The 15,547-nt window shown below is 60.3% G+C and carries 15 protein-coding genes and 1 pseudogene; 9 read left to right on the forward strand and 7 right to left on the reverse strand.

What is annotated here, in order from left to right; translation table 11 throughout:
- Positions 1 to 30: 30 nt before the first annotated feature.
- The 4 genes and pseudogenes from ACYZT3_RS19225 to ACYZT3_RS19240 form a co-directional block, all read right to left on the reverse strand.
- Positions 31 to 1,512, reverse strand: a pseudogene (locus tag ACYZT3_RS19225) (GAF domain-containing protein); the annotation flags it as partial.
- On the reverse strand, positions 1,509 to 2,108 hold the full coding sequence (locus ACYZT3_RS19230) for a biliverdin-producing heme oxygenase (RefSeq protein WP_462030477.1): 600 nt from the start codon (positions 2,106 to 2,108) through the stop codon (positions 1,509 to 1,511). The gene ACYZT3_RS19230 and the pseudogene ACYZT3_RS19225, both read right to left, overlap by 4 nt.
- Before the next feature lie 184 nt (positions 2,109 to 2,292).
- On the reverse strand, positions 2,293 to 3,078 hold the full coding sequence (locus ACYZT3_RS19235; RefSeq protein WP_282376426.1) for a sulfite exporter TauE/SafE family protein: 786 nt from the start codon (positions 3,076 to 3,078) through the stop codon (positions 2,293 to 2,295).
- A 101-nt stretch (positions 3,079 to 3,179) separates the two neighbouring features.
- Positions 3,180 to 3,929 carry a hypothetical protein gene (locus ACYZT3_RS19240; protein ID WP_282376425.1) on the reverse strand — a complete coding sequence of 250 codons (750 nt, stop codon included), beginning with the start codon at positions 3,927 to 3,929 and terminating at the stop codon, positions 3,180 to 3,182.
- A 207-nt stretch (positions 3,930 to 4,136) separates the two neighbouring features.
- Here ACYZT3_RS19240 and ACYZT3_RS19245 point away from each other — a divergent pair, with 207 nt between their 5' ends.
- The 3 genes from ACYZT3_RS19245 to ACYZT3_RS19255 all read left to right on the forward strand — a co-directional run bounded on the left by ACYZT3_RS19245 (position 4,137) and on the right by ACYZT3_RS19255 (position 6,816).
- Positions 4,137 to 5,240: an aldose epimerase family protein gene (locus ACYZT3_RS19245; protein ID WP_462030478.1), complete on the forward strand. Its 1,104-nt coding sequence runs from the start codon at positions 4,137 to 4,139 to the stop codon at positions 5,238 to 5,240.
- 253 nt (positions 5,241 to 5,493) lie between these two features.
- Positions 5,494 to 6,315 (forward strand): aldo/keto reductase, encoded by an 822-nt coding sequence (locus ACYZT3_RS19250; protein WP_282376422.1) that lies wholly within the window; start codon positions 5,494 to 5,496, stop codon positions 6,313 to 6,315.
- Positions 6,316 to 6,345: 30 nt separating this feature from the next.
- Positions 6,346 to 6,816 (forward strand): DUF1810 domain-containing protein, encoded by a 471-nt coding sequence (locus tag ACYZT3_RS19255; protein ID WP_462030479.1) that lies wholly within the window; start codon positions 6,346 to 6,348, stop codon positions 6,814 to 6,816.
- Here ACYZT3_RS19255 and ACYZT3_RS19260 read toward each other — a convergent pair.
- A complete protein-coding gene (locus tag ACYZT3_RS19260) occupies positions 6,781 to 9,141 on the reverse strand; it encodes a DNA polymerase II (protein ID WP_462030480.1) in 2,361 nt (786 codons plus the stop codon). The genes ACYZT3_RS19255 and ACYZT3_RS19260 overlap by 36 nt on opposite strands.
- 84 nt (positions 9,142 to 9,225) lie before the next feature.
- Between ACYZT3_RS19260 and ACYZT3_RS19265 the strand changes: the two genes are divergently transcribed.
- Positions 9,226 to 9,390 carry a hypothetical protein gene (locus ACYZT3_RS19265; RefSeq protein WP_462030481.1) on the forward strand — a complete coding sequence of 55 codons (165 nt, stop codon included), beginning with the start codon at positions 9,226 to 9,228 and terminating at the stop codon, positions 9,388 to 9,390.
- A 9-nt stretch (positions 9,391 to 9,399) separates the two neighbouring features.
- The gene (locus ACYZT3_RS19270) at positions 9,400 to 9,840 is read left to right on the forward strand and encodes a CBS domain-containing protein (RefSeq protein WP_282376418.1); all 441 of its coding nucleotides are present in this window, start codon (positions 9,400 to 9,402) and stop codon (positions 9,838 to 9,840) included.
- 12 nt (positions 9,841 to 9,852) lie between these two features.
- On the opposite strand, the gene ACYZT3_RS19275 is transcribed toward ACYZT3_RS19270, so the two are convergent.
- Positions 9,853 to 10,476 carry a glutathione S-transferase N-terminal domain-containing protein gene (locus ACYZT3_RS19275; RefSeq protein ID WP_282376417.1) on the reverse strand — a complete coding sequence of 208 codons (624 nt, stop codon included), beginning with the start codon at positions 10,474 to 10,476 and terminating at the stop codon, positions 9,853 to 9,855.
- 154 nt (positions 10,477 to 10,630) lie between these two features.
- Here ACYZT3_RS19275 and ACYZT3_RS19280 point away from each other — a divergent pair, with 154 nt between their 5' ends.
- The 3 genes from ACYZT3_RS19280 to ACYZT3_RS19290 all read left to right on the forward strand — a co-directional run bounded on the left by ACYZT3_RS19280 (position 10,631) and on the right by ACYZT3_RS19290 (position 12,487).
- Positions 10,631 to 11,152 (forward strand): DUF3455 domain-containing protein, encoded by a 522-nt coding sequence (locus ACYZT3_RS19280; protein ID WP_462030482.1) that lies wholly within the window; start codon positions 10,631 to 10,633, stop codon positions 11,150 to 11,152.
- Positions 11,153 to 11,243: 91 nt separating this feature from the next.
- Positions 11,244 to 11,771 (forward strand): sigma-70 family RNA polymerase sigma factor, encoded by a 528-nt coding sequence (locus ACYZT3_RS19285; protein ID WP_282376414.1) that lies wholly within the window; start codon positions 11,244 to 11,246, stop codon positions 11,769 to 11,771.
- Positions 11,768 to 12,487, forward strand: coding sequence for an anti-sigma factor (locus tag ACYZT3_RS19290; RefSeq protein WP_462030483.1), 720 nt, complete (start codon positions 11,768 to 11,770; stop codon positions 12,485 to 12,487). Before ACYZT3_RS19285 ends, ACYZT3_RS19290 begins: the two co-directional genes overlap by 4 nt.
- A gap of 173 nt (positions 12,488 to 12,660) precedes the next feature.
- Here ACYZT3_RS19290 and ACYZT3_RS19295 read toward each other — a convergent pair whose 3' ends face one another.
- The gene (locus ACYZT3_RS19295; protein ID WP_282376412.1) at positions 12,661 to 13,755 is read right to left on the reverse strand and encodes a DUF1615 domain-containing protein; all 1,095 of its coding nucleotides are present in this window, start codon (positions 13,753 to 13,755) and stop codon (positions 12,661 to 12,663) included.
- A gap of 157 nt (positions 13,756 to 13,912) precedes the next feature.
- Here ACYZT3_RS19295 and ACYZT3_RS19300 point away from each other — a divergent pair, with 157 nt between their 5' ends.
- Positions 13,913 to 15,448 carry an FAD-dependent oxidoreductase gene (locus ACYZT3_RS19300; protein WP_462030484.1) on the forward strand — a complete coding sequence of 512 codons (1,536 nt, stop codon included), beginning with the start codon at positions 13,913 to 13,915 and terminating at the stop codon, positions 15,446 to 15,448.
- The last annotated feature ends 99 nt before the right edge of the window (positions 15,449 to 15,547 follow it).

Here is a 15,547-nt window from a genome sequence, read left to right on the forward strand (position 1 = left end):
ACGGGCGAGGTCGTTTTCGATGGCACTGCGGCGTAGCTCTTTGACCGCATAAGTATCCGCCGCGCTCCATTCGCGCGCCCTGCCCTCCACTTGCTGTTCCCACAGCGCAAAGGAAGTACGCGGTTGCAAACGGTTGTCGTCTCCGGCACTGAAATGCTCATCAGGATTGCCGCTCCACTTCCGGCTGGAGCGCAGTTGCGGGCGGAACCACAGGACGCCGTTGTCCACCGGTTTGGGCAGCACGAACGCCAGCAGACCGCTGGCCACGTCACTGTAGAGGGCGCTGGCACCGTGCAGGCCTTGCAGGTGGTCGGTCAACAGCGGCTCGCCGCTTTTCAGGCACTGCTCGCGCACCCACAGGTAAAGCGCGCGTACCTGCTCAACCGTCGGGCACTCACCGAACAGCTGCAAGCGGTCTTCGATCAATACGGCGACGCCACTGGCCCCGGTCAGGGCTTGCAATGGCTCCGGGTGGTTGAGCAACCCCTCCAGCACATCGCGGTCAGCCAGGCGCATCGCTGCGGTCAGTTCATTGAGCAGCCGGGATTTCTGTTCACGCTGGCGCTGTTCGTCCCGGGTGTGCAGTGCCGTGATCTGCACGCTGAGCAACTGGGCGATCGCGGCGCACATCGTGCGCACCGAATGGCTCACCAGCAACGGTTCAGGATGGGCACACGTGATCAGCCCCCAAAGCTGATCGTTCGCAAGCAAAGACAAGCTCATGGAGGCCCGCACGCCCATGTTTTCCAGGTACTGGCAGTGCACCGGCGACACGCTGCGCAGGACCGAAAAACCCAGGTCCAGCGGCTGTCCGGTGTCAGGGCGCAACACCGGAAGAATCGGCACCGGCACATAACGCGCATCCGGGATCACCCGAATCCAGTTCAGGCGATACAGCTCACGCGCCTGCGGGGGAATGTCCGAGGCGGGGAAACATTGCCCCAGGTAACCGGGCAGAACCCCGCCCAGCGCCTCGCTGATGACTTGCCCATGCCCCGCCGGCTGGAAGCGATAAATCATCACCCGGTCGAAGCCGGTCAGGCGGCGAATTTCATCGACACTGACGGTGTACAAGTCGTCCAGCGTACTGGCGGCCTGCATCCGCCGCAAGGCCCGAAGCAGCATGCCGGTGTTGTCCGACGCAACGTCGTGCAACGGCTCCAGCTCAAGAATAATCACGCCGTCATGTCGGTTGAGCGATCCGTTGAATCCCCGCCCTGCCATCTCCAGCAACAACGGATTGGCTTCCTCCAGGTCATCCAACAACAGCGCCTGACGGACCTGCTCTGCCGCCGTGGCACCCGACAGCATCGTCAACGGTTGCTGCAATAAAGCCGCCGCCGTCTGACCGAGCAACGACGCACAATTGCGGCTGATCTGCTGGATGATCAACTCAGGCTCACTCAGGACCAGCAGAACGCCATGGGGCTGGATCGACCCCGGAATCCGGATCGCCTCGCGGGCGCACTCGGCGAGCGCGGCGTCGAGTTGCTCATCAGTGAGGCGATTCATACCAATACCTCGCAGCGCTCAAGCCAACCTTCGAAGGCCTCGAACGTCACCTGGGCTGCGGTCACCGACGCCGCCCGTTCAGCGGGGTCGCACACCTCATACAGGCACTTCAGGAAACCGCGCCACATCAGCAAGGTCGACGTGCCGTACACCGCAAAAAAACGGCCGCCCGTGTGTTCGTCGACACCGAGGCGCGAGTGCAGGCCGTTGTGCAGCGATTGCCCGCCCAGCGTCGCTCCTTCAAGGACGTACAACACACCCAGCACATCGGCAATGGAGCGGGGCTGAAAGGAAAACTGGCAGAGGGGGATGGCATCGATGGCGCCAGCGTCCAGCCCCAAGGCATACAGATCGGCTTCAAGCGACGGGGTTTTGCTACGAATCAGCCAGTCCAGACCGGGAATGGTCATCGCCACCGGGAACAGCAGGTTTTCCAGCGGCCGATAAAAACCGTAGTAGGCCTCGATCAGGCGGGTGTAGAGCAATAAATCGGCGGTGAAAAACGGAATGCGTTTTTCCAGCACTTGATGCTGCCGGGTCGTGGCGGTGCGCAGCTCACTGAGAATCAGCGGCAGGCTTTTGGGCGGGGCGGTCACGACAGTCTGTCGAAGCAATACCCGGCTTCGCGGCTTTGATATTCAGCAATTAGCGTGTACACGTGCCACCTCTTGTCGATCACGGGGAAATGCCGACAGGTCATTCACGGGTAAATGAAGGCGGGCTTTCCACCGTAGCACCTAAACGTTGCAGGAGGTGGTTTGTTTCTGGAACCTGTGTCGGCTAAAAGGCCAGCTTGTAACCGATCAGCACCAGCATCGTGGCCAGGCAAGGACGCAACACTTCATCGGAGATGCGGCCCGTCAGGTGGCTGCCCAGGTAAATCCCCGGCAGCGAACCGACCAGCAAGTAACCCAGCACGTGCCAATCCATGTTGCCCATGCTCGCATGGCCGAGGCCTGCAACCAGGGTCAGCGGTACGGCGTGCGCGATTTCCGTGCCCACCAGACGGCGGGTCGGCAGCAGCGGATAAAGAATGAACAATGCCACGGTGCCCAGGGCGCCAGCGCCGATGGAGGTCAGGGCAACCATGGTGCCGAGGACCAGGCCGGTGATCACGGTCAGTACATTCAAGCGGTTGCCGCTGGGGTTGTAATTGCCACCCGCACGCTTATGGGCGAAATCGAGCAGGCGTTTCTTGAAGAAAATCGCCAGCGCCGTTGCAAACAATACAAAGCCCAACGCCTGTTTGATAACAGCGTTCATCGCCTCGGGCGATGTCTGCAAGGTGCTCAGGAACCACAGCGTCAGCGCCACCGCCGGCACACTGCCGAGGGTCAACCAACCGGTAATTGCCCAGTCGATGTTCTTGTTCTTTCTGTGAACCAGCACGCCACTGGACTTGGTAATCGCTGCGTACAGCAAATCCGTGCCCACTGCAGTGGCCGGATTGACGCCGAACCACAACAGAATGGGGGTCATCAACGAACCGCCACCCACGCCAGTCATCCCGACAATAAAGCCGACTACCAGACCTGCAACGACTAAACCGAAATTACCGAATTCCATTAACACGCCCACAAAAAACGCATAAAAATCTGGCCCGCAGCATAGCGATTTTTCTTATAACCACTTATATCGATGCGATCTATCTTTATGCACTTCCTTGCTTACTGCACCGGCAAGAAATTCAAAAACAACAAACTCTGCGCGTAATTCAAACCGATCCGGCGGTAGCGTTCGTCGAGCAACTGCGTCAGCAAGTCCAGCCGCGCGACGATCTTGCCGAACTCCACGGCAAAACTCAGGTTGCTGCCCTCCTCCGATATTTCGTTGGAGAACAGCAAAGGCTCGCCGTGCTTGTTTTGCCGCTGGCTGAGTATCCAGGTGGCTTTCTCGATGTTGCGGGCAGCGTTGCTGACGAACGTCGGGTTGATCGCATCCGTCATGTAGAACTCGAGCCGATTGCCGTGGGCGGTGACGAGCATGCTACCGATGGCATAGATGAAAGCACCGACCCGGTCGCCGAGAAATTCCGGGCTCATGGCGTAACTCAGCGCGGCCAGGTCTTTTTTGCCACCCAGGGTCGGCAGCGGCTGTTGCTGTTCGATGGCCATGCGCACTTGCTTGCCAGCGGTGCGGGCATCGAGGAAGCCGGATTTTTTCAGCTCGTCCGGGTTGCGCAGGTAGAGCTTGCTCATCAGCAGGTAGAGGCTGTCGAGGTTGTCACGCATCGCCAGGGTCGCCATGCGGTCGACGCTGGTCTGGAGAAACTCCTGGGGTTTGCCTTCGCGGAACTGGCTGACGATGTCGCTGCCCTGCTGCTGACTGCACCCGGAGGCTGCGAGCATCGACAAGCAGGCCAACAGCAGGCAATGGCGGCGGATTGGCGTGGTGGTGAGGGGTAAAACTCGAGCCATGGGTTCTCGAACTTGGGTATCTGCCGGCGGTGGGGATCGCCGCAGGCTGGCCAAGGATAGAGCCGTGAATCCTGAAAAAGTGCAGTGCCGACGGTCCGTAAGCGTTGGCCGCCGTTAAGAGGATCATCACATTAGTCATACTTTATAATTGCAACAGCCCATACATAAGCTATAAATCCTTTACTCTGCGCCCTCGGACTGTCCCTGATGATCGCCACCCTCTCCGCCCAGGCTGCGCGCCTGTCCAGCGAACACAAGGCCTTCGGCAAAACCAATGACGGCACACCCGTCGCGCAATACATCTTGCGCAACAGCCATGGCCTGACTGCCACGATCATTACCTACGGCGGCATCCTGCAGTCGCTGAAAGTGCCGGACAAAAACGGCAAGTTCGAGGATGTGGTGCTCGGTTTCGATGACGTGCAGGGTTATCAAAGCGGCACGGCGTACTTCGGTGCGACCATCGGGCGCTTCGGCAATCGTCTGGCCAACGGTGCTTTCGAACTGGACGGCAAGCGCTATCAGGTGCCGCTTAACGATGGTTCCAATTCGCTGCACGGCGGCCCTCAGGGTTTTGACAAACACGTCTGGAAAGCTCAACCGAGAACAGGCAAGGATTCGGTGGGCGTGACCCTGACGTATCTGTCGGTGGACGGTGAAATGGGCTTCCCCGGCAACCTGAAAACCGAGCTCACCTACAGCCTCAACGAGGACAACGAGCTGCACATCGACTACAAGGCTTCCAGCGATAAACCCACGGTGTTGAACCTGACCAATCACAGCTATTTCAACCTGGCCGGCGCCGGTAACGGTGATGTGCTGAAACAGCTCGCCACCTTGCACGCCAGCCATTACACGCCGGTCACGGGCAAGCTGATCCCTACCGGTGAACTGGCCCCGGTGGCCGGCACACCGATGGATTTCACCCAACCGACCGCCATTGGCAAGCACATAAAAGCCGATCACCCACAGTTGAAGTTTGCCGAACCGAAACAGGGTGGCTTCGATTTCAACTGGGTGCTGAACGCCATGGGTGATCTGGGCCAACTTGCTGCCGAAGTCAGCGATGCGCAATCCGGCCGTCGATTGCAGCTCTACACCACCGAGCCCGGGGTGCAGTTCTACACCAGCAACTTCCTCGACGGCTCGGTCAAGGGCAAGGCTGGCAAGGTCTATCCGCACTGGGGAGCGTTCACGCTGGAGACCCAGCATTATCCAGACTCACCGAATCAGCCGACCTTTCCTTCCACGCGACTGGACCCCGGCAAGACCTATACCCAGAGCACTGTCCTGAAGTTTTCTTCCAACTAAACATCCGACATCACACGATCATGTAGCAGCTGCCGAGCCTGCGAGGCTGCGTCCGAGCCGGGGTCGCGCTCGACCGAAGTCCTCGCAGTTCCTGCGCACGCGATGCTCCTGGAACACCCCATTGTTTGATTCGGCGACTGCTTCGCAGCCGAACGCAGCCTCGCAGGCTCGACAGCTGCTACAGGTCGACGGAACCACCGGGCTATTCTGCTGCCCACTAAAGTATCGAACGAAATTCAGAAAGGAGGTTTTGATGCGGACCCTAGCGTTGGCTGGCGTCAATGTACCGGTCATCGGCCAAGGCACTTGGCGCATGGGCGAAGACCGCTCCCGACACACTCAAGAAGTGGCTGCATTGCGCCTGGGGATCGAATTGGGCATGACCCTCATCGACACCGCTGAAATGTACGGCGAGGGCGGTGCTGAGGACGTGGTCGGTGAAGCCATCGCGGGCTTGCGTGACGAAGTCTTTCTCGTCAGCAAGGTCTACCCGCACAACGCCAGCCGCAAAGGCATCCCCCAAGCGTGCGAGCGCAGTCTGCGGCGACTGGATACCGATTACATCGATCTCTACCTGCTGCACTGGCGCGGCCAGTATCCCCTCGAAGAAACGGTCGAGGCCTTTGAACGTTTGCGCGAAGAAGGCAAGATTGGTCGCTGGGGAGTGTCCAATTTCGACGTCGACGACCTGGAAGAACTGGCCTCCCCGGCCTGTGCTACCAATCAGGTGCTCTACAACCTGGAGGAGCGCGGCATCGATTTCGACTTGCTGCCCTGGTGCCAGCAGCAACACCTGCCAGTCATGGCCTACTGTCCGATTGGCCAGGGTGGGCATATGCTGGTCAATTCAACCCTCAAGCAGGTTGCCGCCCGTCACGGGGTGACGCCTGCCCAAGTATCGCTGGCATGGATTCTGCGGCAGGAAGGTGTGATCGCCATCCCCAAAGCGGTCAAACCTGAACATGTGCAACTGAATGCGCAAGCGGCGCAATTACGGCTCGAAGCTGGGGATCTGGAGGCGCTGGACCACGCGTTTCGCGCGCCACAACACAAACAGCGGTTGGCCATGGTCTGAGCCATCGCGGTTTTGTCAGAGGGCTTCTGCATGAGAAGCACCGATCAGCTCGATTCCTTTAATCTGCAACGCTTTATCCTGGCCCAGGACCCGGTGTTTAAACGGGTCCAGACCGAGCTGAAGGAGGGTCACAAGCGTAGCCACTGGATGTGGTTCATCTTTCCGCAATTCGCAGGGTTAGGCGGCAGCGAGATGTCCCGCCACTTTGCCATTCGTTCCAAAGAGGAAGCGGCGGCGTACCTGAATCATCCGCTGCTGGGTTCACGATTGCGCACCTGCACTCAGTTGGTGCTGAACATCGAAAAGAGCTCGATTGCCGCCATCTTCGGCCACCCCGACGATCTCAAGTTTCACTCTTCCATGACGCTGTTTGCCCAGGTTGCCAGCGCTAACAGCGACTTTCATCAAGCACTGGGCCGGTATTTCCACGGCATCCTGGATGACTGGACGTTGTTGCTGCTGGATTCAAAACAGGCCCAACTGCCCACCAATCAAGGTTGAAAAGTCGTCGTCCACGAACGGCAGAATCGCGTCCGCTACCGGTTGCAGTTGCCGGGTGACGTAGTGGTCGTAGTCGATGGGCGCGCTGCGAATTTCCAGCGGTTCGGGCCCGGCGACGGTGATCACGTAACTGATCCAGCCACCGTTCTGATATTGCCGCGGGCGACCCTGCTGGTCGTTGTAATCATCGGCAATCCGCGCGGCCCGCACGTGGGGCGGCACGTTGCGCTGATAGTCATCGAGGGTGCGGCGCAGGCGCTTGCGGTAGATCAGGCGGTCGTCGAATTCTCCCGCCAACGTCTTGCGCACGTAGTCGCGTACATAGTCCTGATAGGGTTTGCGATTGAAGATGCGCAGGTACAGCTCCTGCTGGAACTGCCGGGCCAGCGGCGACCAGTCGGTGCGCACGGTTTCCAGGCCTTTGTAGATCATTTCATCGGTGCCATCGGCGCGGGTCACAAGCCCCGCATAGCGCTTCTTGCTGCCCTCCTCGGCGCCGCGAATGGTCGGCATCAGAAAGCGCTTGTAGTGGGTTTCGAACTGCAACTCCAGCGCACTGTCCAGACCGTATTCCTGCTGCACATGCTCGCGCCACCACTGGTTGACGTGATCCACCAGCGCGCGGCCAATCTGTGCGGCTTCCTGCTGACCGTGCGCGTGGCGCAGCCAGACGAAGGTCGAGTCAGTGTCGCCGTAAATCACCGTGTGGCCCTGGGCTTCGATCAGCTGTCGGGTACGCAGCATGATCTCGTGGCCGCGCAAGGTAATGGACGACGCCAGGCGTGTATCGAAGAAGCGGCAACCGCTGGAACCGAGCACGCCGTAAAAGGCGTTCATGATGATCTTCAGGGCCTGGGACAGCGGCGCATTGTGTTCACGCTTGGCGGTTTCGCGACCTTCAGCAACCCGGGCAACGATAGCGGGCAGGCAATGCCGGGTTCTTGAAAATCGCGCACCGCGAAAACCCGGCACCGACTCGCTGTCATCGGGATGTTTAAGCCCCTCGATCAAGCCCACCGGGTCGATGAGGAAGGTACGGATGATCGATGGATAGAGGCTTTTGTAGTCGAGCACCAGCACCGACTCGTACAGGCCCGGTTGCGAGTCCATGACAAAACCGCCGGGGCTGGCTTGCGCAGGCTTGTTCCCGAGGTTCGGCGCAACGAAACCCTGGCGGTGCATCAGCGGCATGTAAAGGTGAGTGAACGCCGCCACCGAGCCGCCGCTGCGATCAGCCGGCAACCCGGTGACGCTAGCCCGTTCCAACAAGAAGGTCAGCAGCTCGGTCTTGGCGAAAATCCGCGTCACCAGCTCGCAGTCCTTGAGGTTGTACTTGGCCAGGGCCGGTTTGTCCTCGGCGAACATGCGGTTGATTTCGTCCATGCGCTGGTACGGATTGTCGATCGACTTGCCCTCGCCGAGCAGGGTTTGCGCGACGTTTTCCAGGCTGAACGAGGGGAAACTCCAGGTCGCCGAGCGCAGGGACTCGATGCCGTCGATGATCAGCCGGCCGGCGGCCGAGGCGAAGTAATGGTTGCGGCTACCGTGTTCGCGCCATTGCATTTCCTCGCCACCACGGCCCAGCTTCAGCGGCACCGCCAGGCGCCGGGCGTGTTCATGGAGTACGCGCAGGTCGAACTGCACAACGTTCCAGCCGATGATCGCGTCGGGGTCGTGGCGGGCGAACCACTCGTTGAGTTTTTTCAGCAGCAGGGTTCGGGAGTCGCAGTATTCGAGCTGGAAATCCACCTCGCTGTCATCACCGTTGGGCGGGCCGAGCATGTAGACCTGGCGCTCACCACAGCCTTCCAGGGCGATGGAGTACAACTCGCCCTGAGCGGTGGTTTCGATGTCCAGGGAGACCAGCTTGAGGCTCGGTCGGTAATCGGGGTCGGGTTTCATCTGCGCATCGAGCAGCAGGCCCTCGCTATTCGGCGTGCCACTGAACAGGACCGGCGCGGTGATAAAACGCTCCATCATGTAGCGTTCCGGCGGACGTACGTCGGCTTCGAACATGTCGACGCCGGCCTTGCGCAGCGTGGTTTCCAGGCGCATCAGCTGACGGTGCTGCCGGCAATACAAGCCAAGCACCGGACGGTGCTCGAAATCCAGCAACGCCAACGGCCGCAGCTCGACGTTCTTTTCGCCGCGCAGCAGCGCTTCAGCCTGCTCCCGTTGCACTGCGGGGATAAACGCCACCGACGGTTGATGAGGCAGGCGTATCCGCTGGGGACCGGCATCGGTCGCCAGCCAGAACTCGACTTCCGTGCCGGCCGGGGTATCGCGCCAATGCCGGGTCAGGACGAAGCCCTGCTGTAAATCCACCACTGCAACCTCGAATCTTATTCAGAAGGGGATTCTACGCGGGATCGGGATGGATAGCGTGGAGGCTTAAGGATTTGGCAGCCTGTGGCTCTTGAAGTTGCTGCCGAATTGCAGGCGTTTATCGATCTGGTACGTGAGGTTTTCAGAAGAAAAACCACTGAATGGCGTTTTTTGCGTGTTATCTGCCGCTTTCTCCCTTGCCCTCAGCGCCTGGGTCTACGATTCTTCAAGGACAACGACAACACCTGAGAAACCGCCATGAAAACCGTCGCCCAACTGCTGAAGTTAAAGGCTGAACAGAATCATGAAGTCCACACCATCGCGCCGCATCAAATGGTGCTGGAAGCGCTGATGGTCATGGCCGCGAAAAACGTCGGCGCATTGCCGGTCGTGAAGAATGGCGAGGTCGTCGGCATCATCAGCGAGCGCGACTATGCGCGCAAACTCGTGCTCAAGGGCCGCTCCTCCGTCGGTACGCCGGTCGGAGACATCATGGTCTCGCCGGTCATCACCGTGGACACCCATCAAACCGTCGAAACCTGCATGGGCATCATGTCCGACAAACGCCTGCGCCATTTGCCAGTGGTGGAAAACGGCACATTGATCGGCTTGCTGTCGATCGGCGACCTGGTCAAGGAGGCCATCGCCGAACAGGCTGAACTGATTCGTCAGTTGGAACAGTACATCCGCGGCGAATAAGAGCAGACCTTTTCAGGCTGGCCAATGCCGCGCAAAGACCGGTGCCAATGTCGGGTGCCGGTCGATGCGTTCCAGCCAGGCGAAAAACCCGGGGCGGGCACTGCGTAAATGCTCCCGACTGCCCGCCCACCTGGAAACCACCGCCGCCAGCACATCCAGCGCCCCCGGCGTTTCATCGCCCAGGTACAAATCGCCCGAAAACTGATCGGCAAACACCTCCCAACTCCAGTGCAGTCGCGCGCGGGTGCCGGCCATGAGGTTTTGCCTGGACGATTCATCCGCCTCGGCCAACCAGCGCTCCGGGTAATCGATGATGCCAATCGCCGAATAGCAATTACTGACGATGTACACCAGGCCGCGAATGGCCTGATCCCGCGCGGGGGCGTTTTTCGGCAGCAGGTTCGACTCGGGAAAGGTGAGCCCCAGATGAATCAGAATCGCCGCGCTCTCGGTGAGAACGCTGCCGTCGGGCAATTGCAGTGTCGGAATCTGCTTGAGCGGATTGAGTTTCTCCAGCGCCTGGGTCGCTTCAGGAGAGGATTCAACGTCGATGAAACGGTAAGCAATCTCGCAGAGCTCAAGGGCGGCTTCTATCGCCGCAGCTCCAGAGTTCTTGTGTCCGTAGAGCTGGTACATAAACACCTCCTTGCGATTGTCTCTTTGTAGCAGCTGACGCTGGCAATGTTAGAAAATTTCTTTTACCCACTGCATCCAATTCGCTTTCCGATGGGTAGTACCTGTAGCAGCCCTGATGCTGCCGAGCGGGTTACTCATTTTCGGAGAGAAATTCATGAACGCCAAACACCTGATTTGCCTTGCCGGTTTACTCGCTGTTCTACCTGCAGCTTATGCCCAGACGGGTCTGCCCGACAGCATCAAGGTGCCGGAGGGGCACAAGGTCGCCATGGAAACCACCGGGGTCGGCGAGATCACCTACGAATGCCGTGACAAGGCCAATGCAGCCGGCCAGACCGAATGGGTTTTTGTCGGGCCTAAAGCGGTGCTCAACGATCGCAGCGGCAAACAGGTCGGCACCTACTTCGGCCCCCCCGCTACCTGGCAGGCGAAAGATGGCTCGAAAGTCACCGGCACCCAATTGGCCGTCGCACCGTCGAGTCCGGGCAATCTCCCCTACCAATTGGTCAAGGCCAACCCGGCCGAGGGCAAAGGCGCGATGAGCGGCGTGAGTTACATCCAGCGCGTAGCCCTCAAGGGTGGCGTGGCCCCAGACACCGAGTGCACGGCCGCCAACAAGGGCAAGCAGGAAACGGTGAAGTATCAGGCGGACTATATTTTCTGGGCGGCCAACTGAAACCTGTTCTGCGGGAAATTGGTCTACGCTGCTCTGCACATGCCCCGGCCCTCTGGTCCGGGGCTATTGCCCACTTTGACGGCTGAGCACTGTGTCCTTGCCCCAACCCCTTTTCGATTACGAAGCCCATCTGGCCGCCTGCGCTCGCGGCGACCGTCAGGCCCTGCGGGATTTGTATGTGCAGGAGAGTCCGCGCCTGCTGGGGGTTGCCAAACGCCTGGTGCGCGACACTGCGCTGGCCGAGGATATTGTCCACGATGCGTTCCTCAAGATCTGGGCCGGCGCCGCGCGGTTCGACCCGGCGCGGGGTTCGGCGCGAGGCTGGATGTTTAGCGTGACCCGGCATCTGGCGCTCAATTTCATCCGTGACAACAGCCGCGAGGTTCAGGGCGAGATCGACATGCAGGACAACGCTGAAACCTTCGACGCTCAGGTCCACTCGTCACGCATTCATCTGTGCCTGGAACAACTGGAACCTGCGCGGCGCAGCTGCATTCTGCACGCCTACGTCGACGGTTTTTCCCACGCTGAAATATCACACAAACTCGGCACCCCGCTGGGCACCGTCAAAGCCTGGATCAAACGGAGCCTGACGGCATTGCGGGAGTGCATGGGATGATCACCAGACCTGCGAATGAAACCCCGGAAGAGCTCAACGAGCTGGCCAGCGAATATGTGCTGGGCACGCTCCCGGCGCAGCGACGTACCGAGGTGCAACAGCGCCTGCGCGACGATGTCGAACTGCGCACGGCGGTCGACACCTGGGAACGCCGCTTGCTCGACCTGACTGACTTCGCCGAACCCCTGGCACCCACCCCACACCTGTGGCAACGCATCGAGCGCAGTGTGCATGCCTTGAACCGGCAACCAGCAGGGGCGGCAGTTGCGTCGTCATCCTGGTGGAACCTGCTGCCACTGTGGCGCGGGCTCGCGGGGGCGGGGCTGGCGGCGACCTTGTTGCTCGGCGCCTTGATGTTGACGCAAACCACGGTCAAACCGACCTATCTGGTGGTACTGGTCGCCCCTCAGGACAAAGCGCCGGGTTGGGTGATTCAGGCCAGCAATCCAAGGGAAATCCAGTTGATCCCACTGGGCGTGGCGCAAGTTCCGGCCGACAAGGCACTGGAGTTCTGGACCAAGGCTGAAGGCTGGCAAGGACCGGTGTCCCTGGGCTTGGTCAAACCGGGGCAGATGCTCTCGGTGCCGCTGGACAAGTTGCCGCCACTGCAACCCGACCAGCTGTTCGAGCTGACCCTGGAAAACCCCAACGGCTCGCCGACCGGCAAACCTACGGGGCCGATTCAGTTCATCGGTCGAGCGGTGAAAGTGATCTGACGGCGATCACCCAAGTGCCGCGATCCCCCCGCCCCAGGTTCCGGCGGCAAACACCTGAGCACGACTGGCGCCTTGTTGATAGGCGCTGCATAAATGAATGGTTTTACCGCGGTACTCAATGAAAAACCCGTCCTCATCAGCCGGGTTTTTTTACGCTTGTTTGTTGCGGTCGGTCACTTGCCCGCACGCGCCATGCATCGCTGATAACGTTCATCGACCCGTTTGGCGAACCACGCCGTGGTGAGTTTGCGGGTGATTTTCGGGCTTTGCAGCACGATCCCTGGCAACACCGCACGCGGTAATGGCCGACCTTCTGCCTGCTCGGCCAGGGCGAAAACCCGCGCATAGAGCTGGGTGTCCTCGAACTCGACGTTTTTGCCCTCCTCCAATTGATCGCGAATGGTCGGATTGCGCATGCCCAGCTGCTTGCCGAGGGTGCGCACTGCCAATTCCGTGGTGCCAGGCATGATCGAATCGTAGCGGACCAGGTCCCCATCCAGCGCCAGCGGTATGCCCGAAGCGCGACTCACCGCGTTCTGAAACGCGGCATTGCGACTGGCGTACCAACCGGCATTAAAATCGGCGAAGCGATACAGCGGTTGTTTGTAGGTCACCGGATAACCGAGCAAGTGGGCGATACCGAAATACATGCCACCGCGACGACTGAACACTTCATGCCGGATCGAACCGTTCACCGGGTACGGATACGCCTTCGCCTGTTGCTCGGCGAAATCGATGCTGACCTGCATCGGCCCACCGGTGTGCACCGGGTTGAAGCCACCGAACAGCGTCCGGCCCATCGGCACCATGCCGATGAAATCATCGAAGATCGCGCTGAGCTCCTTTTCGCTGCGCGCCGCATTGAGTCGGTCGCTGTAGCTCTTTCCGGTGGATGAACTCACCTGCAGCGCACCGCTCACCAGCAGGCCGGGGATATGGGCTTTGGCGGCGCGGCGGTCGATCTCTTCGCGGGCGATCTTGCCCAGGCCCGGCACGGGTGGATCAACCTGAAAGGTCGACTCCTGCTCGGTGACCGCCAGTACCGCGCACAGGTTTTGGGTGGACGGATAAATGTTTTGAACAGCAAATGCTGCGTAAATATCGGTGGCCCAGCCTCGGCGATCAGTGGCTTTGACCGGCAGCAGGCGCACGATCTCGGCCTTGACCTCCGCGGGCTTGCGCGCCGGTGGTTCCTGCGTTCGCTGAGTGCCGCAACCGGCCAGAACCAGCAGCGCGGCGACGCTCATCATCAATCGATTGGCTTGCATGTTGCTCCATCAAATCCGTTGAGCCGAGTTAACCATACGATCAATGGCATGGCGCAGGCTATGACTGTGGCTGCCGCCCCCTGTTCCGTTGGGCAGCCTGCCTGACCTCACGCCTGGGCTGAACCATACTTGAGCCACACACCGAGGAGGACAGCTCATGAATCGTAGCGACGTACTGATCATCGGCGCCGGCCCGACCGGGTTGGTGCTGGCGTTGTGGCTGAGCAAGCTTGGCGTGCAAGTGCGCATCATCGACAAGACGTCGGCACCCGGCACCACGTCGCGGGCGCTGGCCGTCCAGGCGCGGACGCTGGAGCTGTATCGCCAGCTCGACCTCAGCACTGCCATTGTGCAGAACGGTCATCGAGTGGGCGCGGCGAACTTCTGGGTCAAGGGCGAACCCGTAGCGCACTTGCCGCTGACCCGCATCGGCGAGGGCCTGACGCCCTATGCGTTTCTCGAAATCTTTCCTCAGGATGAGCACGAACGGCTGCTGATAGACCGCCTCGAAGCCTTTGGTATCAAGGTGGAGCGCAACACCGAACTGGAAAGTTTCGAGGAAACCGGCGACGGCATCACCGCCCATCTGCGCCTGCCCGATGGTCAGCAGGAAACCTGTCAGGCCTGTTATCTGGCAGGTTGCGACGGTGCCCGATCGATTGTGCGCAAGACCCTGGACACCGGTTTCCCGGGGGGCACCTACCAGCAGGTTTTCTACGTCGCCGACGTGCAAGCCAGCGGGCCGACGTTCAACGGCGAACTGCACGTGGATCTCGATGAAGCGGATTTTCTCGCGGTGTTTCCCTTGGCCGGTGAAGGCCGCGCCCGCCTGATCGGCACCGTACGCGACGAGCGCGCCGATCATGCCGAAACCCTCCAGTTTGAAGACGTCAGCAGCAGGGCCATCGAGCATATGAAAGTAAAGATCGAGCAACTGAACTGGTTCTCAACCTACCGCGTGCATCATCGGGTGGCGGATCATTTTCGCACCGGGCGCGCGTTTCTTTTGGGTGACGCCGCCCACGTCCACAGCCCCGCCGGTGGTCAGGGCATGAACACCGGAATTGGCGATGCCATCAACCTTGCCTGGAAACTCGCGGCGGTGTTGAGCGGCGGCGCTGAGGCCAAACTCCTCGACACTTACGAAACCGAACGCATCGCGTTTGCCCGCAAACTGGTCGCCACCACCGATCGGGTGTTCAGTTTCGTCACGGCCGAAGGGCGTATGGCCGATTTGCTGCGCACGCGTCTGGCGCCATTCGTGCTTCCGAAAATGGCATCGTTTGAGGCATCCCGCGAGTTTCTGTTTCGGACGGTGTCGCAGATCACCCTGAATTATCGCGGGATGCCTTTGAGCACGGGCGCTGCCGGTCATGTTCACGGTGGCGACCGTCTGCCTTGGGCTCACGACGGTGAGGGGGACAATTTCGAATCACTGAAGTGTCCAACCTGGCAGGTGCATGTGTATGGCGACACCAGCGACGAAATGATCGCCTGGTGCCACGAACATCATTTGCCGTTGCATGTGTTTGACTGGCGGCCGGCGTTTGAAGCGGCTGGCCTGGGGCGTAACGGGTTTTATCTGTTGCGGCCGGATACGTACGTGGCGATCGCCGACAACTCTGCCGATCCCAAGGTGATCGAGCGGTACTTCCGGGATCACGGGATTCGGCCGTTTTTTGGCGCCCCCTGATGATCGTTCCCACGCTCCGCGTGGGAATGCCTCAATAGACGCTCCGCGTCCGCTTCTGGGACGCGGAGCGTCCCGGGCTGCATTCCCACGCGGAGCGTG

The sequence above is a fragment of the Pseudomonas sp. MDT1-16 genome, assembly GCF_054898115.1.

Coding starts and splice junctions, on each gene's coding strand:
- ACYZT3_RS19235 (WP_282376426.1), bottom strand. CDS start 3,078: ATGGAATTCGGTAATTTCGGTTTAGTCGTTGCAGGTCTGGTAGTCGGC.
- ACYZT3_RS19240 (WP_282376425.1), bottom strand. CDS start 3,929: ATGGCTCGAGTTTTACCCCTCACCACCACGCCAATCCGCCGCCATTGC.
- ACYZT3_RS19245 (WP_462030478.1), top strand. CDS start 4,137: ATGATCGCCACCCTCTCCGCCCAGGCTGCGCGCCTGTCCAGCGAACAC.
- ACYZT3_RS19250 (WP_282376422.1), top strand. CDS start 5,494: ATGCGGACCCTAGCGTTGGCTGGCGTCAATGTACCGGTCATCGGCCAA.
- ACYZT3_RS19255 (WP_462030479.1), top strand. CDS start 6,346: ATGAGAAGCACCGATCAGCTCGATTCCTTTAATCTGCAACGCTTTATC.
- ACYZT3_RS19270 (WP_282376418.1), top strand. CDS start 9,400: ATGAAAACCGTCGCCCAACTGCTGAAGTTAAAGGCTGAACAGAATCAT.
- ACYZT3_RS19275 (WP_282376417.1), bottom strand. CDS start 10,476: ATGTACCAGCTCTACGGACACAAGAACTCTGGAGCTGCGGCGATAGAA.
- ACYZT3_RS19280 (WP_462030482.1), top strand. CDS start 10,631: ATGAACGCCAAACACCTGATTTGCCTTGCCGGTTTACTCGCTGTTCTA.
- ACYZT3_RS19290 (WP_462030483.1), top strand. CDS start 11,768: ATGATCACCAGACCTGCGAATGAAACCCCGGAAGAGCTCAACGAGCTG.
- ACYZT3_RS19295 (WP_282376412.1), bottom strand. CDS start 13,755: ATGCAAGCCAATCGATTGATGATGAGCGTCGCCGCGCTGCTGGTTCTG.
- ACYZT3_RS19300 (WP_462030484.1), top strand. CDS start 13,913: ATGAATCGTAGCGACGTACTGATCATCGGCGCCGGCCCGACCGGGTTG.